19 protein-coding genes are annotated in these 17,845 nt (G+C 64.7%); 8 read left to right on the forward strand and 11 right to left on the reverse strand.

Annotated elements, in window-relative coordinates; genetic code table 11:
* Positions 1-80 precede the first annotated feature (80 nt).
* The gene (locus FHR27_RS22235) at positions 81-521 is read left to right on the forward strand and encodes a DUF2269 family protein (protein ID WP_042553568.1); all 441 of its coding nucleotides are present in this window, start codon (positions 81-83) and stop codon (positions 519-521) included.
* Here FHR27_RS22235 and FHR27_RS22240 read toward each other — a convergent pair.
* The 4 genes from FHR27_RS22240 to FHR27_RS22255 are packed head-to-tail and all read right to left on the reverse strand — an operon-like array spanning position 518 to position 5,161.
* On the reverse strand, positions 518-991 hold the full coding sequence (locus FHR27_RS22240) for a response regulator (protein ID WP_042553567.1): 474 nt from the start codon (positions 989-991) through the stop codon (positions 518-520). The genes FHR27_RS22235 and FHR27_RS22240 overlap by 4 nt on opposite strands.
* Complete coding sequence (locus FHR27_RS22245) at positions 988-3,312, reverse strand: ATP-binding protein (protein ID WP_042553566.1); 2,325 nt, start codon at positions 3,310-3,312, stop codon at positions 988-990. Before FHR27_RS22245 ends, FHR27_RS22240 begins: the two co-directional genes overlap by 4 nt.
* Positions 3,309-3,989 carry a response regulator gene (locus FHR27_RS22250; protein ID WP_042553565.1) on the reverse strand — a complete coding sequence of 227 codons (681 nt, stop codon included), beginning with the start codon at positions 3,987-3,989 and terminating at the stop codon, positions 3,309-3,311. The genes FHR27_RS22245 and FHR27_RS22250 overlap by 4 nt, the downstream gene beginning before the upstream one ends.
* Positions 3,986-5,161, reverse strand: a complete 1,176-nt coding sequence (locus tag FHR27_RS22255) for a sensor histidine kinase (protein WP_042553564.1) — start codon at positions 5,159-5,161, stop codon at positions 3,986-3,988. Before FHR27_RS22255 ends, FHR27_RS22250 begins: the two co-directional genes overlap by 4 nt.
* A gap of 175 nt (positions 5,162-5,336) precedes the next feature.
* On the opposite strand from FHR27_RS22255, the gene FHR27_RS22260 reads away from it, so the two are divergent.
* Positions 5,337-5,861, forward strand: a complete 525-nt coding sequence (locus FHR27_RS22260) for an SgcJ/EcaC family oxidoreductase (RefSeq protein WP_042553563.1) — start codon at positions 5,337-5,339, stop codon at positions 5,859-5,861.
* A gap of 69 nt (positions 5,862-5,930) precedes the next feature.
* Here FHR27_RS22260 and FHR27_RS22265 read toward each other — a convergent pair whose 3' ends face one another.
* Positions 5,931-6,584 carry an HAD family hydrolase gene (locus FHR27_RS22265; RefSeq protein WP_042553562.1) on the reverse strand — a complete coding sequence of 218 codons (654 nt, stop codon included), beginning with the start codon at positions 6,582-6,584 and terminating at the stop codon, positions 5,931-5,933.
* Between the two features lie 176 nt (positions 6,585-6,760).
* Here FHR27_RS22265 and FHR27_RS22270 point away from each other — a divergent pair, with 176 nt between their 5' ends.
* Positions 6,761-7,240: an RNA pyrophosphohydrolase gene (locus FHR27_RS22270; protein WP_042553561.1), complete on the forward strand. Its 480-nt coding sequence runs from the start codon at positions 6,761-6,763 to the stop codon at positions 7,238-7,240.
* A gap of 12 nt (positions 7,241-7,252) precedes the next feature.
* The gene (gene ptsP / locus FHR27_RS22275; protein WP_179539584.1) at positions 7,253-9,532 is read left to right on the forward strand and encodes a phosphoenolpyruvate--protein phosphotransferase; all 2,280 of its coding nucleotides are present in this window, start codon (positions 7,253-7,255) and stop codon (positions 9,530-9,532) included.
* Between the two features lie 150 nt (positions 9,533-9,682).
* Here ptsP and FHR27_RS22280 read toward each other — a convergent pair whose 3' ends face one another.
* Positions 9,683-10,438: an NRDE family protein gene (locus tag FHR27_RS22280; protein WP_179539585.1), complete on the reverse strand. Its 756-nt coding sequence runs from the start codon at positions 10,436-10,438 to the stop codon at positions 9,683-9,685.
* Entirely contained in the window at positions 10,429-10,806 is a 378-nt protein-coding gene (locus FHR27_RS22285) for a hypothetical protein (protein ID WP_052493785.1), read from the reverse strand. Before FHR27_RS22285 ends, FHR27_RS22280 begins: the two co-directional genes overlap by 10 nt.
* Positions 10,807-10,926: 120 nt before the next feature.
* Between FHR27_RS22285 and FHR27_RS22290 the strand changes: the two genes are divergently transcribed.
* The 3 genes from FHR27_RS22290 to FHR27_RS22300 are packed head-to-tail and all read left to right on the forward strand — an operon-like array spanning position 10,927 to position 13,310.
* Positions 10,927-11,709: a sulfite exporter TauE/SafE family protein gene (locus FHR27_RS22290; RefSeq protein WP_042553558.1), complete on the forward strand. Its 783-nt coding sequence runs from the start codon at positions 10,927-10,929 to the stop codon at positions 11,707-11,709.
* Positions 11,710-11,718: 9 nt separating this feature from the next.
* Positions 11,719-12,519 (forward strand): prolipoprotein diacylglyceryl transferase, encoded by an 801-nt coding sequence (gene lgt / locus FHR27_RS22295; RefSeq protein ID WP_042553557.1) that lies wholly within the window; start codon positions 11,719-11,721, stop codon positions 12,517-12,519.
* A complete protein-coding gene (locus tag FHR27_RS22300) occupies positions 12,516-13,310 on the forward strand; it encodes a thymidylate synthase (RefSeq protein WP_042553556.1) in 795 nt (264 codons plus the stop codon). Before lgt ends, FHR27_RS22300 begins: the two co-directional genes overlap by 4 nt.
* 216 nt (positions 13,311-13,526) lie before the next feature.
* Here the strand turns inward: FHR27_RS22300 and FHR27_RS22305 are convergent, their stop codons facing one another.
* Positions 13,527-13,856, reverse strand: coding sequence for a hypothetical protein (locus FHR27_RS22305; protein WP_257026968.1), 330 nt, complete (start codon positions 13,854-13,856; stop codon positions 13,527-13,529).
* On the reverse strand, positions 13,853-14,776 hold the full coding sequence (locus tag FHR27_RS22310) for a LysR family transcriptional regulator (protein ID WP_179539586.1): 924 nt from the start codon (positions 14,774-14,776) through the stop codon (positions 13,853-13,855). Before FHR27_RS22310 ends, FHR27_RS22305 begins: the two co-directional genes overlap by 4 nt.
* A 91-nt stretch (positions 14,777-14,867) precedes the next feature.
* On the opposite strand from FHR27_RS22310, the gene FHR27_RS22315 reads away from it, so the two are divergent.
* Positions 14,868-15,749, forward strand: coding sequence for a DMT family transporter (locus FHR27_RS22315; protein ID WP_042553554.1), 882 nt, complete (start codon positions 14,868-14,870; stop codon positions 15,747-15,749).
* A 213-nt stretch (positions 15,750-15,962) separates the two neighbouring features.
* On the opposite strand, the gene FHR27_RS22320 is transcribed toward FHR27_RS22315, so the two are convergent.
* Positions 15,963-16,289, reverse strand: coding sequence for a cupin domain-containing protein (locus FHR27_RS22320; protein ID WP_179539587.1), 327 nt, complete (start codon positions 16,287-16,289; stop codon positions 15,963-15,965).
* Positions 16,290-16,312: 23 nt separating this feature from the next.
* On the reverse strand, positions 16,313-17,686 hold the full coding sequence (locus FHR27_RS22325) for a GTPase/DUF3482 domain-containing protein (protein WP_179539588.1): 1,374 nt from the start codon (positions 17,684-17,686) through the stop codon (positions 16,313-16,315).
* Between the last annotated feature and the right edge of the window lie 159 nt (positions 17,687-17,845).

Below are 17,845 nucleotides of genomic sequence, written 5' to 3' on the forward strand. Positions count from 1 at the left end.
GCTACGGACGTTTCTACCCTTAGCCTGGCGCTGAGCGCTGCGTTACCAGGGTACCTATTAGAAAATCAAAGGAAACCGTGATGGAACATTACCTGCTGCTGCGCATCCTCCACAGCGTGCCTGGCATCTTGCTGCTGCTCGGCGTGCTGGCCCATGCCTTCATGCTCTGGAAGGCGTGGCGCAATGGCGACAGTGCCGTGCTGCAACGCAAGCTGCAGCGCACCCGTACCATCAGCCTGCCGGTGTTCGCCCTGCTGGCGTTGAGCCTGCCGGTGACCGGATGGTGGATGGTCAACCTGGCCGGTTGGCCGCTGAGCCAGACCTGGCTGCTGCTGGGTAGCATTCTCTTCGCGGCGCTGATGATCGTCGGCCTGCTGTTGCTCGGTCGTCTCGGTGCCTGGCAGGCTCAGGCCGGCGGCACGGTGCCGGCCAGGTCGCTGCGTTTCGTGATGGCCTATGCCGCGCTGATCGTCGTGCTGCTGGTGGTGATAATGGCGGTGATGGGCGCCAAACCCGTCTAACGTCTGCCCTGTCGCTGCGCCACCAGCGGTTGCAGCAGTGCGGCCAGTTGCGGCTCGCTCAGGGTCGCACGCAGTGCTTTGTAGAGGGCCCGGGTTTCCAGCAGGTTCCAGACCCGCAGCATGGTTTCCAGGGCGTCGAGCGGCTTGCTGATGAAGTCCCGTGCACCCAGCGCCAGGGCGCGCAGGCGCGTGGCGCGGGTCACGTCGGCGGTCAGTACCAGCAAGGGCACGTAATCGTTCTGCGGGATGCGCCGGTTGAGCTGCTCCATCAGGGCGAAACCGTCGAAATCCGGCATGTGCAGATCGAGGATCACCAGATCCGGCTCGAAGCTGTTGTACAGCTCCAGTGCCCGCATCGGCTGGGTGCTGCTGAGCACGTTGTGCAGACCTTCGCGGGCCAGCAGCTGCTCCATCAGATCCAGGTTGGGACGCTGATCGTCGATGATCAGGATGCGGTAGTCGTCGCTCATGCGGGCTCCGGCAGGTGCTGGTCGAGAAAGGCCAGAAAGGTCGGTACGTGGATGGGTTTGGTGAGGATCGCCGTTGCTCCCGCCTGCTGCATGGCGCGCCGCGAAGCAGTGCTGGCGTCGGCGGTGATCATCAGTACGGCGATACCCGCCGTGGCCGGGTCGGCACGCAGGCGCTTCAGTACATCGATGCCGGTCATGTCCGGCAGGTTGATATCCAGCAGGATCACCCGGGGCAAATGCTGGCGCGCCAGATCCAGACCAAGCTGGCCCTGCATGCTCGACAACAGTTGTACGCCTTGGCGACGCTGCAGCAGGGTTTCGATCAGGGCCTGGCTGGACAGGTTGTCCTCGATGCACAGCACGCGGGTCAGGTTGCCGCTTTCCAGCGTACCGGCAGGGGCCGGGGAGGGTGGGTGGCGCCAGGGGTCGTCAGCGCCAGCCAGGGTTTCGACTTGCGCCGTGGGCAGTGTCAGCACGAAGCGGCTGCCGGTGCCCACCACGCTGATCACCTCCAGCGTGCCATCCATTGCCTGCAGCAGGTTGCGACTCAGGGCCAGGCCCAGGCCGGTGCCTTCGCTGTGTTGGTCGGCGCCCAGGCGTTCGAAGGGACGGAACAGTCGCTCCAGATCGTCCGCTGCGATGCCCGCTCCGCTGTCATTGACGGCCAGGGCCAGGCGCTCGCCCTGCAATTCGATATCCAGATGCACTTCGCCACCCGGGCGGTTGTACTTCACAGCGTTGGACAGCAGGTTGAGCAGCACCTGAATCAGCCGCTGCCGGTCGGCCATCACGCCTGCCGGCGAGGTGCTCGGCGGCAATGGCCGCAGACGGATGCCGGCCTCGTCGGCCAGCGGCGAGATCAGCGTCATCGCTTCCTGCACAACGCCATGCAGGTCGATGGCTTCCGGGCTCATGGGCAGCCGGCCGGCTTCGATACGGGCGATGTCGAGCACTTCGTTGATCAGCGTGAGCAGGTGCTGGCCCGCCCGCAGGATGTGCGTGACCTGTGGCCTCGGCGATTCCAGATCGAGCAGTTGAGCGAAGCCCAGAATGGAGTTGAGCGGCGTGCGCAGCTCATGGCTCATGCGCGAGAGAAATTCGCTCTTCGCCTGGCTGGCGTTCTCGGCTTCCTCACGGGCGTCGCGCAGGGCGATATCGGCGGCGCGACGGTCGGTGATGTCGCGGGTGACCTTGGAGAAACCGCGCAGGGTGCCGCTGGCGTCGTGCTGGGCGGTGATCACCACGCTGGCCCAGAAGCGCGAGCCGTCACGCCGCTGACGCCAGGCCTCTTCCTCGTAGCGGCCTTTTTCGGCGGCCACCTGCAGTGCCCGCAACGGATGGTGGGGGCGCTGCTCGTTCGGATAGAACAGCGAGAAATGGCGGCCGATGATTTCCGTTTCGCTGTAGCCCTTGATTCGTTCGGCGCCCGCGTTCCAGGTGGTGACGTGCCCCTGCGGGTCGAGGGCGAAGATGCCGTAGTCGCGTACGCCTTCGATGATCAGGCGCATGCGCTCCTCGTTCTCACGCAAGGCGCGCTCGCGCTGGGCCAGCAACTGGCTGGCCTCCTCGAGGCTGGCGCCGAGGCGGCCGATCTCGTCACGTTCGTGGTGACGGGTTTTCAACGGCATGCCAAGTGCCAGGTGGCGAGCACTGCGCTGCACACGCTGAACGCGGGTGACGATGCCGCTGGACAGCAACAGCACCGCGATGATCGCACCGAACAGGCCGCAGCCTGCCGCCAGCAGCGTGGCCAGGAGCATGCGCTGGCGATTGTCCGCGGCATTCGCTGTGCGGTCGGCGAGCAGGGCGTCCTCACGCACGCGCATTGCGTCGATCTCCTGGCGCAGGGTGTCGAGCATGCGTTTGTTCTCGACCAGGATGGCGATGATCTGCTCACTGTCCTGGCGCATGTCGACGTTGCGCAGCACATCCAGGCCCTGCAGCTTGGTGCTGATCAGCGGCCTGATGCGCTCCAGGCGCTGGCGTACCTCGGTGTCGCGGATAGTGGCGTCGAGGCGGGCCAGGGCTGCTTCGATGCGTGGTTCGGTCTGCAGGTAGGTGGGCAGAAAGTTCTCGCGGCGGGTCAGCAGGTAGCCCCGCACGCTGGCGGCACCCTCGGCCAGCAGGGTCTGCACGGCCTGGATATCGCCCTGCACCTGCAGTACTCGGCGCACGTCCTCCTCGGCCTCGGCGGTCTGCCGCTCGGTGATGTAGATCAGCACCAGCGACAGCAGCAGGATCACCAGCGGCAGGGAGATGCCGACCAGCGCCTTGCCGCGCAGGGGCAGGTCAGCCCAGGAACGATCGATGCGGCGCATCATGGCGACGAACCGAACCAGTCCGCCGCTGGCTGGGCCACCAGACCCAGGGCGATGCCACGCACGGCCGCCTGGGTGCGGTCGGCCACGCCGAGCTTGGCGATCACCCGCTCGACGTGGGTTTTCACGGTGCCGGCGGCAATCCCCAGTTTCTCGCCGATCTCGCGATTGCTGAAGCCACCGGCGACCAGGCCGAGCACCTGCCGCTCGCGGCTGGTCAAGGCGTCGGAAGGCGGGGTGCCAGCATTACTGCGGTCGGCGATGCGCCGCAGCAGGCGCGCGCTGACCGCGCTGTTGAGCGCTTCCTCACCCGCCGCAACCCGGCGCAGGCTGGCGATCACCTCGTCGCGCGTGGCGTCCTTGAGCAGGTAGCCGACGGCGCCCGCGGCGATGGCTGCCTCGAGGTGATCGGGGCTGTCGTACATGGTGAACATCACCACTTTCAGGCGTGGCAGGCGTTGCTGCAGCAGGCGTGCGGCACCCAGCCCGTTGAGCCCGGGCATACGGATGTCGAGAATGGCGATGTCCGGCTGCAGGCGCTCGCACAGTTGCAGCGCGCTATCACCGTCGGCCGCCTGACCGACCACCTCGAATTCGTCGCAGCTCGCCAGCATGGCGACGAAGCCCGCACGGGTCACTTCATGGTCATCGGCCAGCACCAGACGCAAGGGCGTGGTCATTGCGGGCTCCCTCCAAGGCTGGGGACCCGAGCCAGCAACCGGGTACCGCGTCCCGGCTCGCTGCTGCAATGCAGATGGCCACTCAGTAGGCTGGCCCGTTCGTGCATGGCGGCCAGGCCGAGGCCGCCGCTGCCTGATACCGATCTGTCAGGTGCCGTGTCGAAGCCGCGGCCATCGTCCTCGACCCGCAGCTCGGCGCTTTGTTCGGCGCTGCTCAGGCCGATGCGCACGCTGCAGGGGCCGGCATGCTTGAGGATGTTGTTGATACCTTCCTGGGCGATACGAAACAGGGTGATTTCCACGTTGGCGGGCAGCCGCGCGTCACTGCGTTGCAGCCATTGCACCCGGTAACCGGCTTCGCGCAGACGATCGGCCTCCTTGTCGAGTGCCTGCAGCAGGCCGAAGTCATCGAGCAGTTGCGGGCGCAGCCCGGCGATGGCCTGGCGGCCCTCGCGCACGCAGCGCTGGGCCAGGTCGAGGATGGTGCTCAGTTCCTGCTGCTGGGCGTCGGGCAGCGTCGGGCATTGGCTGGCGAAGCCCTGCAAGCGCTGATGCAGGCCGGCGAGGGTCTGGGCCAGGCCGTCGTGCAGGTCATAGGCGACGCGTCTGCGCTCGTCTTCCTGTGCGCTGAGCAGCCGATGGACCAGCTCCGACATGGTGCGCTCGCGAGCCAGCAGGTCGCCGTGCAGGCGCTGGTTGTCCAGGTGCGCGGCGAGCAGCGTGGCGAGCAGTTGCAGTGACTCGAGGTCTTCGTCATCCGGCGGGTTGATCTTCACCGCGCTGGCCAGCAGGACGCAGCCGAACGGGCTGCCCTGAGCGGTCGACAAGGGCAGTCGGATGACCAGTTGCAGCCCGCTCTTGTCGATGGCCAGGCATTGCGCCAGTGGTGAGTCGTTTTCGGCCAGTGCCAGCAGTGCCACGCGTTGTTCGCTGGAGTGGGCGCCATGGCTGGCGAGCACCTGGTTTTCACCATTCAGCTCGCGGACCACCAGACCGCTGTCCATGGCGCAGAAGGCGCAGGCGCGTTGCAGCACGCGCTCGCCCATTTCGCCCGGTGCCAGTGCACCGAGCTCACGTCCGGTATCGACCAGCAGGCTCAGGCGCGCGGCGCGGCTTTCCCATTGCCGGTACTGGCTGCGTAGGGCCAGGGCACTGCCATTGTCATTGTGCATGGGTGTCTCTCCAGCGGGGCAGCGCCGATCGGTGGCGCAATCATCCCATTAAATCGACTTCAGGCGGTGGTCGCCCATCCGCCGAACGGCATAGGCCGTCGGCGCCAACCGGCCGATGGCGGCGTCGCGCGGGCCGGGCAAAGTACAGGCATCAACCAACGAGACAGGAAAGACCATGAAAGTGCATGCAATCGCCGCCGCTCTGTTGCTTACCGCCAGCTCCTCGCTGTTCGCCGCTGCCGAGCAGAAGCCATACACCTACAGCAGTATTGCCGAGGCGCCTGCCAACGCCGCCGACCGTGAAGTGGCTGCTCTTTTCGACCAGTGGAACAACGCGCTGCAGACCGGTGATTCGTCCAAGGTGGTCGCGCTGTACAGCAAGGACGCCGTGCTGCAGCCAACCGTTTCCAACCACGTGCGGGCAACGTCTGCGGAAATCACCGACTACTTCGACCACTTCCTGGCGCTCAAGCCGGTCGGCCAGATCAATTACCGGGAAATCCGCCGCCTGGGCCCGACCACTGCCCTGGACAGCGGTGTATATACCTTCCGCCTGACCGATGCCAAAGGCAAGAAGCAGGATGTGCAGGCGCGTTATACCTTCCTCTATACCCTCGTCGACGGGCAGTGGAAGATCCTCAACCACCACTCTTCGGCGATGCCGGAAAAAGTGCCGAGCGAAGTCGCCAAGCAGCTTTGAAGGTGGTTGCCGACTCACAAAAAACCGGCGCCTGGAGCGCCGGTTTTTTCATTGCATGCCAAATGCTTTCTAGCGCAGCGACAGCACCGGCCAGCCACGCTTCTGCGCTTCGGCCAGCAGCTTCGGATCCGGGTCGACGGCCACCGGGCGGCTGACGCACTCCAGCAATGGCAGGTCGTTCATCGAGTCGCTGTAGAAGCTGGCGCCCTCCAGGCTGAAGCCGTTTTCCTGCATCCAGCGATTGAGGCGGGTGACCTTGCCCTCCTTGAAGCACGGCACATCGGTGGTGCGCCCGGTGTAGCGGCCGTCGACCATTTCGCACTCGGTCGCCAGCAGCGTGTCGACGCCCAGGCGGGCGGCGATCGGCGCGGTGACGAAGCGGTTGGTGGCGGTGATGATCACCAGCTTGTCGCCGGCCGCACGGTGCTCGTCGAGCAGCGCCAGGCCCTTGGGCAGAATGATCGGCTCGATGCATTCGGCCATGAACTGCTCATGCCACGCCTGCAACTGGGCCATGTCGGTACGGCCGAAGATATCCAGGGTGAAGTTCAGGTAATCGGTGATGTTCAGGCGCCCGGCCAGGTAATCCTGGTAGAAGGCATCGTTGCGGGCCTTGTAGGTCGCGCCGTCGAGAATGCCGCGCTCGCACAACCAGTCGCCCCAGGCGTGGTCGCTGTCGCCGCCGAGCAGCGTGTTGTCGAGATCGAATAAAGCCAAACGCACGGAGCCACCTCTTTATACGGAGCCATGGAAGGCGCCAGAATAGCGGCTTTGCCTGGCTGGGGAAAACCTGATCGGGTGTTGCGGCCGGCCTATGGCGAAGTCCCGCGCGGGCGCGTTGCCGCTGTCCCGAGCTTTGTGGAACAATGCCGGGACATGCGTTTACGAGGTTGTGCGCCGTGATCGATCCTGATGGTTTTCGCCCCAACGTCGGCATCATTCTCACCAATGATGTTGGCCAGGTGCTCTGGGCGCGTCGAATTAACCAGGATGCCTGGCAGTTCCCGCAAGGCGGCATCAATGACCGCGAGTCGCCGGAAGAGGCGTTGTACCGCGAATTGAACGAAGAAGTCGGTCTCGAACAGCAGGATGTGAAAATTCTCGCCTGTACCCGGGGCTGGTTGAGGTATCGTCTGCCGCAGCGCCTGGTGCGCACCCACAGCCAGCCGCTGTGTATTGGCCAGAAGCAGAAGTGGTTCCTGTTGCGCCTGACCGCCGATGAGCAGCGGGTGCGTATGGATCTGACCGGCAAGCCTGAGTTCGATGGCTGGCGCTGGGTCAGTTACTGGTATCCGTTGGGGCAGGTGGTTACATTCAAGCGCGAAGTTTACCGTCGCGCGCTCAAGGAACTCGCACCGCGCCTGCTGGCACGGGACTAGGCAGGGTCAGGCATGCTCAACACGCTGCGCAAGATCGTCCAGGAAGTCAACGCCGCCAAGGATCTCAAAGCGGCGCTGGGCATCATCGTGCAGCGCGTCAAGGAAACCATGGGCACCCAGGTGTGCTCGGTTTACCTGCTCGACCCGGAGAGCAACCGTTTCGTGCTGATGGCCACCGATGGCCTCAACAAACGCTCGATCGGCAAGGTCAGCATGGCGCCCAACGAAGGCCTGGTCGGCCTGGTCGGTACCCGTGAAGAGCCGCTGAACCTCGAAAACGCGTCCGAACACCCTCGCTACCGCTACTTCGCCGAGACCGGTGAAGAGCGCTATGCCTCTTTCCTCGGCTCACCGATCATCCACCACCGTCGCGTGATGGGCGTGCTGGTCGTGCAGCAGAAGGAGCGCCGCCAGTTCGACGAGGGTGAAGAAGCCTTCCTGGTGACCATGAGCGCGCAGCTCGCCGGGGTCATCGCCCACGCCGAGGCGACCGGCTCGATCCGCGGCCTTGGCAAGCAGGGCAAGGGCATTCAGGAAGCCAAGTTCATCGGCGTACCGGGCTCGCCCGGGGCTGCCGTGGGTACCGCCGTGGTGGTCCTGCCGCCGGCCGATCTGGAAGTGGTACCCGACAGGGCCGTCACCGATATCGATGCCGAGCTGAAACTCTTCAACGATGCGCTGGAGGGCGTACGCGGCGACATGCGCAGCCTCTCGGAGCGCATGGCCACCCAGTTGCGCCCGGAAGAGCGTGCGCTGTTCGACGTCTACCTGATGATGCTCGAGGACGCCGCGCTCGGTAACGAAGTGGTCAAGATCATCAAGACCGGCCAGTGGGCCCAGGGCGCCCTGCGTCATGTGGTCAGCGAGCACATCAACCGCTTCGAATTGATGGACGACGCCTATCTGCGCGAGCGTGCATCGGACGTGCGAGACCTTGGCCGCCGTCTGCTCGCCTATCTGCAACAGGCGCGGCAGCAGACCCTGGTCTACCCGGACAACTGCATCCTGGTTGCCGAGGAGCTGTCGCCCGCGATGCTCGGCGAAGTGCCGGAAGGCAAGCTGGTCGGCCTGGTGTCGGTACAGGGGTCGGGCAACTCCCATGTGGCGATCTTCGCCCGCGCCATGGGCATTCCCACGGTCATGGGCGCGGTCGAGCTGCCGTACTCGAAGATCGACGGCATTCAGTTGATCGTCGATGGTTACCACGGCGAGGTGTTCACCAACCCCAGCGAGATCCTGCGCAAGCAGTATGCCGATGTGGTCGAGGAGGATCGCCAGCTCACCAAGGGCCTCGACGCCCTGCGTGCGCTGCCCTGCGAGACCCTGGACGGTCATCACATGCCGCTGTGGGTCAACACCGGCCTGCTCGCCGATGTGGTGCGGGCTCAGGAGCGTGGCGCCGAAGGCGTTGGCCTGTACCGCACCGAAGTGCCGTTCATGATCAAGGATCGCTTCCCCAGCGAGAAGGAACAGCTGGCGATCTACCGTGAGCAACTGGCCGCCTTCCATCCGCTGCCCGTGACCATGCGCACCCTGGATGTCGGCGGCGACAAGGCGCTGAGCTATTTCCCTATCAAGGAAGACAACCCCTTCCTCGGCTGGCGCGGTATCCGCGTGACCCTCGACCACCCGGAAATCTTCCTGGTGCAGGTGCGCGCCATGCTCAAGGCCAGTGAAGGCCTGGACAACCTGCGCATCCTGCTGCCGATGATTTCCGGCATCCAGGAGCTGGAAGAATCGCTGCATTTGATTCACCGCGCCTGGGGCGAGGTACGTGACGAAGGCACCGATGTGCCGCTGCCACCGATCGGCGTGATGATCGAGATTCCCGCTGCCGTCTACCAGACCCGCGACCTGGCCCGCCAGGTGGACTTCCTGTCGGTCGGCTCCAACGACCTCACTCAGTACCTGCTGGCCGTGGACCGCAACAACCCGCGCGTCGCTGACCTCTACGATTTCCTTCATCCGGCGGTTCTGCAGGCGCTGACCAAGGTGGTCGAAGACGCCCATGCCGAAGGCAAGCCGGTGAGCATCTGCGGTGAAATGGCCGGTGACCCGACCGCTGCCGTATTGCTGATGGCCATGGGCTTCGACAGCCTGTCGATGAACGCCACCAACCTGCCCAAGGTGAAATGGCTGTTGCGCCAGATCAGCATGGCCAAGGCCAAGGATCTGCTCGGCCAGGTGATGCGCATCGACAATCCGCAGGTCATCCACAGCACTCTGCAGCTGGCCCTGCGCAACCTCGGCCTGGGCCGGATGATCAACCCGGCGTCGGATATCCAGGCTTAACGCTCCTGGCAGGACATAGCGGACCTTCGAGTTCCCCCAAGATCGTTCCTCAGGCTCCGCTTGGGAATGCCGCTGGGACGCTGCGCGTCCGGTGTTGAATGCCAACATCCAGCGATAGGGTAGGTTGGGCGGCGCTGCGCCTCAGCCCACCTATTGGTTTCCTGTCTCGACCCTCACTTCACCGATCGCTACCCCTCCAGCCCCGAAACTGCGTTCGATCAGTTGCCGTGTTCCGTCTGCATGGCTGAACAGCAGGGTGCTGGCACGGGTGCCATAGTTGGCGCTGGCGATGAATATGCTGGCGAGCAGCCGTTCCGTATCGAGGCCCACGCCGGTGTCCGGCAGTGCCGCGTCTGCAGGCTTCGCGGTATTGGCCAAAAGAGCGAACAGCGTTTCCTCATCGGCTCTCTCGAGGGCACTGGTAAGTGCAGCCTTGGCGCGTTGCAGCTTTGGCCATGGTGTATCCAGGTCGGCATTGGAAATGCCGTGAATGCCTGGCTGCAGCACCTCGATCCGCCCGCTCTGGGAGTTGTAGTGGCAGAGCTGCTGACGGTCGCCGACCAGCAGGTTGAAGCCGCTGTAGTCAGCCGCCCCGCTGTGCAGTCTGTCTAGAAAGGCTTCTGGCTCCAGGTCTCCCTGCAGAAAACGCAGCGGCAGCTCGCCTCGCGAGCGTGAGCCCTGAGGCGCGCGCGGGTCACGAATGTTGGTGAGGGCCGCGAAGCGCCCGCCAGGGCCGATACCCAGCCAGGTACCGCCGGCTTGCAGATCACGCCCGGCTATCAGCCCCGGCATCTGCGGCCACTCGGCCAGTGCAGCGGTAGGGCGGGCGTAGAACTCATCGCGATTGGCGGCGACCAGCAGGGGCAGGCGATGACCGGGGCGCCAGGCGAGAACGATCAGGCACATGGTCGTTCCAGCTTGGCGCGCACACCTGCCGCGTCAAGGACTTCGCCGATATGCACCACGACCTTTTTGGCGCCACAGCCTTTGCCCAGTTCGAGCAGTAGGCGTTCTTCTACCTGAGAAAGGCCACCTTCCAGCCGCTCAAGGGGATGAATGACCATGCGCGGCGGCAGGCTCAGGCGCATGAAGCGCTTACGGATCACTGACTGAGCTGCCTCACTGATCAGTCTGTCAGCGATGCTGAATTCGGCAACCAGCAAACGTACGCTGCTGAACGGTGGATCGGCATGCAGCTCCCGTTCGGTGCCGCTTTCCAGATGCGTGATCCGCAGGTGGTTACAGGCGATACGCAGATACAGAGTGTTGAACACAGCGGCTTCTCGTCCATTGAAAGGCTCACTGTACGCAACACGCGTAGTCGCTTCCATCGCCTAAAGTAGAGTGCGTGACCAGCTTCCGTTACCATGCCGCATCGCTTTACAGAGCACACCATGATCTTCTTACTGTACATACTGCTCGGCGCCGCGGCAGGCCTGCTTGCCGGGCTGTTCGGTGTCGGTGGCGGCATGGTCATCGTGCCCGTGCTGATCTTCACCTTCACCGCCCAGGGCTTCGACGCATCCGTGCTGACCCATATGGCAGTAGGCACCTCGCTGGCCACCATCCTGTTCACCTCGATCAATGCCGTGCGTGAGCACCACAGCCGTGGTGCGGTGCGCTGGGGACTGTTCGTCTGGTTGACCGTCGGTATCGTCTTGGGCTCTGCGCTCGGCGCGTTGACCGCCGACTCCATCGACGGTCAGGTCTTGCAGAAGATCATCGGCGTGTTCGCCCTGTGCGTGGCTCTGCAACTGGCGCTGGATCTCAAACCCAAGGCCAGCCGTGACGTGCCGGGCAAGACCGGGCTTGGCGTTGCCGGTGGCGTGATTGGCTGGGCTTCGGCGATCATCGGCATCGGTGGTGGTTCGCTGACCGTGCCGTTCCTGACCTGGCGCGGCGTCTCCGTGCAGCAGGCGGTGGCGACGTCTTCGGCATGCGGCTGGCCCATCGCGGCTGCCGGTGCCCTGAGTTATCTGTGGCTGGGGTGGGGCGATGCGCGTCTGCCTCACTGGAGCCTGGGCTACGTTTACCTGCCGGCGCTGCTGGGCATCGCCCTGACCAGTGTGTTCTTCGCGAGGACCGGCGCGCGCCTGGCCCATCGCTTGTCGCCGCGGGTGCTCAAGCGCCTGTTCGCTTTGCTGCTGTTCATCGTCGGCCTGAATTTTCTGTTGTGAGGAATCCTGATGCTGCCCTACCCGAATATTGATCCGGTCGCTCTCGACCTGGGTTTCCTGCAGATTCACTGGTACGGCCTGATGTACCTGGTCGGCATCGGCGGTGCCTGGTTCCTCGCCTCGCGGCGCCTGAACGCTTTCGACCCGACCTGGAGCAAGGAGAAACTTTCCGACCTGGTGTTCTGGGTGGCAATGGGCGTGATCCTCGGTGGTCGCCTTGGCTACGTGCTGTTCTACGATCTGTCGGCCTATATCGCCAACCCGCTGCTGATCCTCGAAGTGTGGAAGGGCGGTATGTCGTTCCACGGCGGCCTGATCGGCGTGATGCTGGCCACCCTGTGGTTCGCCAGGCGCAACGGCAAGAGCTTCTTCGAGCTGATGGACTTCATCGCGCCGCTGGTGCCGATCGGCCTGGGTGCCGGGCGTATCGGTAACTTCATCAACGGCGAGCTGTGGGGCAAGGTCACCGACGTGCCCTGGGCCATGGTCTTCCCCACTGGCGGGCCCGAGCCGCGTCATCCGTCGCAGCTGTACCAGTTCGCGCTGGAAGGCGTGGCGCTGTTCGTGATCCTCTGGTTCTACTCGCGCAAACCACGGCCGACCATGGCGGTCTCCGGCTTGTTCGCGGTGTGCTACGGCATCTTCCGTTTCATCGTCGAACTCGTCCGTGTGCCGGACGCTCAGCTCGGTTATCTGGCATGGGGCTGGCTGACCATGGGCCAGGTGCTGTGCATTCCGATGATCCTCGCCGGCCTGGGCGTGATGGCCTATGCCTACAAACGACAGGCTGCCCAGGAGGTCGCACGATGAAACAGTACCTCGACCTGATGCGCCATGTGCGCGAGAACGGCACCTTCAAGGAAGACCGCACGGGCACCGGCACCTACAGCGTGTTCGCCCACCAGATGCGTTTCGACCTGGCCGATGGCTTTCCTCTGGTGACCACCAAGAAATGCCACCTCAAGTCGATCATTCACGAGCTGCTGTGGTTCCTGCAGGGCGACACCAATATCAAGTACCTGAAGGACAACGGCGTACGTATCTGGGACGAGTGGGCCGACGAGAACGGCGACCTCGGACCGGTCTACGGCTACCAGTGGCGCAACTGGCCGGCGCCGAACGGCGAGTCGGTCGACCAGATCAGCAAGCTGATCGAGATGATCAGGAAGAACCCGGATTCGCGCCGCCTGATCGTCTCCGCCTGGAACCCTGCGCTGGTCGAGCAGATGGCCCTGCCGCCGTGCCATGCGCTGTTCCAGTTCTACGTCGCCGACGGCAAGCTCAGCTGCCAGCTTTATCAGCGCTCGGCCGACATCTTCCTCGGCGTGCCCTTCAACATCGCCAGCTACGCACTGCTGACGCTGATGGTGGCCCAGGTGTGCGGCCTGCAGCCAGGCGAGTTCATCTGGACGGGTGGCGACTGCCACCTGTACGCCAACCACCTGGAGCAGACCGACCTGCAACTGACCCGCGAGCCGCTGCCGCTGCCGACCATGAAACTCAACCCTGAGGTGAAGGACCTGTTCGCCTTCCGCTTCGAGGATTTCGAACTGGTCGGTTACGAAGCGCACCCGCACATCAAGGCGCCGGTCGCGGTCTGACCCAGGCTGCCACAAGTAGGGTGGGCCGGGCGGCGATCCGCTTCAGCCCACCAATGCCCGCCCATCCGACGATGCATTCAAGGAGCGCCGGTCTAGAACGATCGCTTCCGGAGCAGCTCGGGATAGGGTGGCTTGGCTGGTCTGCGGCGGGCTGAAGCCCACCCTACGGCTAAGTAGCGCGGCGCTGAGCGAAGCGATGCCCGGCAGATGGCTCGCTCACTTGCGTAACGAAAAACGCTCGGCGATTTCTTCGATGAGCTCGCTCGGGCCGCTGAGCTTCCACTCGAACCAGTTGTCCCACTCCAGCCTCAGCTCATCCAGCCCACGGCGCAGCGTGTAGCTGTCGTAATCGATACCCTTGTCGAACGCCATTGGGCTGTACTGCGCGACCTGCCTCCAGCCCTCGGCCTTGAGACTTTCCAGAATGCGGTTGCCGACGTCGGTTTCGATATCTTCGAGGGTGACGTGATCGGCCGTGCACACCGGTTGACGCTCCAGACGCCGCCGCTCCAGCCACTGGCGAAACCGCCCCATCAACCCGGTCATAACGCGGGGCCCTTGCCCAGCCCCTCCGCGAGGTGGTCGATGAGCACCCGCAGCTTGGGCGGCAGGTGGCGGGTCGGGTGGTAGAGAATCCACGCGGTGCCCTGGTAGGAACCGGTGTAGCGCCACTGTGGCAGCACGCGCACCAGCGCGCCGCTGGTCAGTGACGCCGCGGCAGTGAAGTGTGGCAGGCAGGTGATGCCCAGATGCTCGAGCACAGCGTTCAGGCGTACTTCGCTATGGTTGCTGGCGAAGCGGCCGTTCACCGCCACCACGCATTGCTCCGGCCCATTGCTGAAATGCCAGCGGTGGTCGTCCGCCGTTTCGTCCAGATACAGGCAGGCGTGGCGCACCAGTTCGCTGGGGTGCTGGGGCATCCCGTGGCGCTGCAGATAGGTGGGGCTCGCACACAGCAACTGTTGCACATTGCACAGCGGCCGACCGGCCAGGGTGGGTGGCGGCTGGTCGGTGATGCTCACCAGCAGGTCGAATTGATCGCTGATCAAGTCCGGGCTGCGGTCGCTGAGGTTGAGGCTGATATCCACTTCCGAGTAGCGCTGCAGGAAGTCGTTGATCAGCGGCATGACCAGAAAGCGCCCAAAGGCCTTGGGCACGCTCAGGCGGACCCGGCCGCGGGGTTGGCTCATCAGTCGCTCGCCCACATCCAGGGCTGCCTGGGCAGCGTCGAGCATGTCCTTGCAGCGTTCGAACACTTCGCTGCCGGCCTCGCTCAGGCGCAAGCGGCGGGTGGTGCGCTCGAGCAGGCGTACGCCGAGGGTCTGCTCGAGATGGGCGATCTGTCGGCTCACCGCCGACGCCGTACTGCCTTGCTGGCGGGCGGCGGCAGAGAAGCTCCCTGCCTCGACCACGCGTACGAAGATGGCCAGATAGGGAAGCAACTGCGGCGTGAGATTCGTGCGCATGGGGAACAGGTCTTGTTCAGAGTTGATGGATTATCACGCTGAAGGACGCAATGGACAATGCGCTTCTCGCCGATGTCCAGGAAACACTCCCATGTCCACGCTGATCAGTCGTTCCCCTTCCCGCCTGTTGCAGGCCAGCGATCTGCTGCTCCTGCTGGTCGCGCTCGTCTGGGGGACCAGCTACGGCGTGGCCAAACAGGCGCTGGTGTTCTATCCCGTGCTCGGTTTTCTCGCCGTGCGTTTCTGCCTGACCTTTCTGATCCTGCTACCGCAGTTGCGTGGAGAGGGCCGCCAGGCCTGGGCGCCGGGCATTCCGCTCGGCGGTGTGATGCTGGCCATCTTCCTGTGCGAAACCTATGGCGTGCTGCATACCTCGGCCAGCAACGCGGCGTTCCTGATCAGCCTGTGCGTGGTCATCACCCCTTTCGTCGAATGGCTGATGTTCGACCGCAGGCCTGATTCGCGCCTGCTGCCCGCGGTTGCACTGTCGCTGTTCGGCACCTGGCTGCTCAGCGGCGGGGTCGACCTGCAATTCAACCTGGGTGATGGCCTGATGCTGGTGGCGGCTCTGCTGCGCGCCGTTCTGGTCTGCCTGACCGGCAAGCTCACAGCCCACACTCAGGTTCCCGCACTGGCGCTGACGGCGGTGCAGACCGGGGTGATCGGTCTCGGCTGTTTGTTACTGGGGGCGATCTTCCTGCCAGGCGGGTTGCCCGCGCTGCCGGTGGAGCCGGCGTTCTGGATCGGCACCTTGTATCTGGTGCTGTTCGCCACGCTGTTCGCGTTCTTCGTGCAGAACTACGCCCTGCGCCGCAGCAGCCCCACACGAGTGTCCCTGTTGATGGGCAGCGAGCCGCTGTTCGGGGCGCTGTTCGCCGTGCTGTGGCTCAGTGAGGACCTGAGTGTGCAGGCCTGGGTCGGTGGGTTGTTGATCGTGGCCGCGACCTTGTGGACGAGCCTGCTCAGGCGCTGACAGTCGTGGTGGAAGGGTGAAGCGCCTTCCACCCTACGGCTAAAGTCGTGCGTGTATGTGGGAGCGGGCCATGCCCGCGAATTTTCGCGCGCATGGCGCGCTCCCACGGTTAACTACAATTGCCAGTTTCGTAGCCTGGGTTAGCCGAAGGCGTAACCCGGGACGGTGGCAGGGGTTTTCACAAATCCCGGGTATCGCTGTGCTCAGCCCGGGCTACGGGTTGCTGGGGTGCAAATGAATCGCCAGCCATAGCGCACCTTCGCTGGTGCGCTCTACGCGGTGGGGCGTGCCAGCTGCCAGGAACAGGTGATCGCCGGCAGTCAGCTCGATAGTTTCTCCGGCAACCGTCATGCGCGCTTCGCCGCGGGCCAGCAGCACCCATTCATCCTGCTCCTGCACATAGTCCATCGACTCGATACGTGACGAGCTGACGATGCGCTCGATCACCAGATTGCGCTGGCTCAGCAGGGTTTCGAAGCGTTCGCCCTGAGCGGGCGGCTCGCTGTCGGTGAACAGGTTGGCGAGTGAGGTGGTGGTCATGGCGGCTCCGAGACGCGCGGCGTTCAGCCCGCGTCGATTTCCTTGGCCAGGCGCTCGACCTGTTCCAGGCGTTCGACCTGATCGAGGCGGGCACCGGGGTTCAGGGACGACCACTCCGGTCGTGCCCGGGCTATGCGCAGCGCGGTCGGCAGCTTGCCCTCGCGCCACTGGCTGTCCTGCAGGGCGTCGAGGCGTACCGCTTCCACCGCTGCATGGCCACGGTGATCGAGGGCCTGCAGCAGGTGCTGCTGGCGCAGCGCGAGCAGGCGCAGCACGGCGTCGTCGACGGTCAGCTCTCGCTGGCCCTGGAGCTTGCCCTTGAGACGCGAACCATAATTACGCAGGGTCTGCGCGCCACCGCCGAGCAATGCGCCGGCCAAGGCAGCGGTTCCCAGGGTCAGGCCGCCGACCAGCAGGTCCACGCCGGCACCGGCCGCGGCACCCGCGGCAGCGCCGCCGCCCAGGCGAATGCCCAGTTGCTTGATGGTTTCCGGGTTGAACAGATCATCGCCCCAGCGGCCGTCCAGCAACGGCAGGTCGTCGGCGCGGGCATCTTCGCGGCGGAAGGCATACAGACGCAGCAGGGCTTCCACGCAGCGTTGTTCGCGCTGGCGAACCTCTTTGCGCAGTTCGCCGATGGCGCTCTTTTCCAGTTCGCTTTGGTTGGCCACGCTGCGTCGGCAGGCGGCGCAGTCGATCAGCAGTTCGGCGATCAGGCGCTTGGCGCTACGGTGGCGGGCCACTCGTTGAGCCTCGTGGTCGTCGATCAGGCGTTGCAGCTGCGGGCGCGACTTCTCGTGCATCAGCGCCAGGCTTTCATAGAGCCGCCGCTCGCCATCGAGTGGCGGTGCCACGCTGTCGAAACGAACCAGAGCATGCAGTCCCAGGCGTGCCAGTGCTTCGCGCCAGTCGTCTTCGCGATGATTGGCACTGGCCACGAAATTCAGCACGGGTAGCAGCGGCCGCCCGCACATGGCCAGCACGTTCAGCTCGTCCCGGTACTTGGCCAGTACCGGCTCGCGTGCATCGATCACGTAAAGACCGGCGTCGGATGCCTGTAGCTGGCGCAGCACCTTGGCTTCCTGTTCGAAACGCTGGCGCGCCTCACTGCCTTCCATGAAGCGCGCCAGGCGGGCCGGGCCGTCGAGGCGCTCGCCGGGACGATCCAGCCTGTCGAGGTAGTCGAGCAGGGCGATGGCATCTTCCAGGCCGGGCGTGTCGTACAGCTCCAGCAGTGCTTCGCCGTCCACCGACAGGCGTGCGCCCTCGACGTGGCGGGTGGTGCTGGGGCGATGCGACACTTCGCCGAAACCGATATCGCGGGTCAGGGTACGCAGCAGCGAGGTCTTGCCGACGTTGGTGTGGCCGACCACGGCGAGCTTCAGTGCCTGGCTCATGGGCGGCGCTCCCGCAAGCGATTGTCGCCGCCTAGGAGCGAGAGGCGTCGCGCCGCTGGCTGCTCTATCGCGCCTGCAATCGCATCGCCGGCTAGCCGGCTCCTACAGGATTGATTGCGGGCAGAGGGCTTTTGCAGGAGTCCGCTTGCGGGCGATCGC

The organism is Pseudomonas flavescens (genome assembly GCF_013408425.1).
Lineage (GTDB): Bacteria > Pseudomonadota > Gammaproteobacteria > Pseudomonadales > Pseudomonadaceae > Aquipseudomonas > Aquipseudomonas fulva_A.

What these genes read in the sequence shown, in the direction of transcription:
- FHR27_RS22235 (WP_042553568.1), top strand. Translation starts at nt 81, where the DNA reads ATGGAACATTACCTGCTGCTGCGCATCCTCCACAGCGTGCCTGGCATC.
- FHR27_RS22240 (WP_042553567.1), bottom strand. Translation starts at nt 991, where the DNA reads ATGAGCGACGACTACCGCATCCTGATCATCGACGATCAGCGTCCCAAC.
- FHR27_RS22245 (WP_042553566.1), bottom strand. Translation starts at nt 3,312, where the DNA reads ATGATGCGCCGCATCGATCGTTCCTGGGCTGACCTGCCCCTGCGCGGC.
- FHR27_RS22250 (WP_042553565.1), bottom strand. Translation starts at nt 3,989, where the DNA reads ATGACCACGCCCTTGCGTCTGGTGCTGGCCGATGACCATGAAGTGACC.
- FHR27_RS22255 (WP_042553564.1), bottom strand. Translation starts at nt 5,161, where the DNA reads ATGCACAATGACAATGGCAGTGCCCTGGCCCTACGCAGCCAGTACCGG.
- FHR27_RS22260 (WP_042553563.1), top strand. Translation starts at nt 5,337, where the DNA reads ATGAAAGTGCATGCAATCGCCGCCGCTCTGTTGCTTACCGCCAGCTCC.
- ptsP (WP_179539584.1), top strand. Translation starts at nt 7,253, where the DNA reads ATGCTCAACACGCTGCGCAAGATCGTCCAGGAAGTCAACGCCGCCAAG.
- FHR27_RS22280 (WP_179539585.1), bottom strand. Translation starts at nt 10,438, where the DNA reads ATGTGCCTGATCGTTCTCGCCTGGCGCCCCGGTCATCGCCTGCCCCTG.
- FHR27_RS22290 (WP_042553558.1), top strand. Translation starts at nt 10,927, where the DNA reads ATGATCTTCTTACTGTACATACTGCTCGGCGCCGCGGCAGGCCTGCTT.
- lgt (WP_042553557.1), top strand. Translation starts at nt 11,719, where the DNA reads ATGCTGCCCTACCCGAATATTGATCCGGTCGCTCTCGACCTGGGTTTC.
- FHR27_RS22300 (WP_042553556.1), top strand. Translation starts at nt 12,516, where the DNA reads ATGAAACAGTACCTCGACCTGATGCGCCATGTGCGCGAGAACGGCACC.
- FHR27_RS22305 (WP_257026968.1), bottom strand. Translation starts at nt 13,856, where the DNA reads ATGACCGGGTTGATGGGGCGGTTTCGCCAGTGGCTGGAGCGGCGGCGT.
- FHR27_RS22310 (WP_179539586.1), bottom strand. Translation starts at nt 14,776, where the DNA reads ATGCGCACGAATCTCACGCCGCAGTTGCTTCCCTATCTGGCCATCTTC.
- FHR27_RS22315 (WP_042553554.1), top strand. Translation starts at nt 14,868, where the DNA reads ATGTCCACGCTGATCAGTCGTTCCCCTTCCCGCCTGTTGCAGGCCAGC.
- FHR27_RS22320 (WP_179539587.1), bottom strand. Translation starts at nt 16,289, where the DNA reads ATGACCACCACCTCACTCGCCAACCTGTTCACCGACAGCGAGCCGCCC.
- FHR27_RS22325 (WP_179539588.1), bottom strand. Translation starts at nt 17,686, where the DNA reads ATGAGCCAGGCACTGAAGCTCGCCGTGGTCGGCCACACCAACGTCGGC.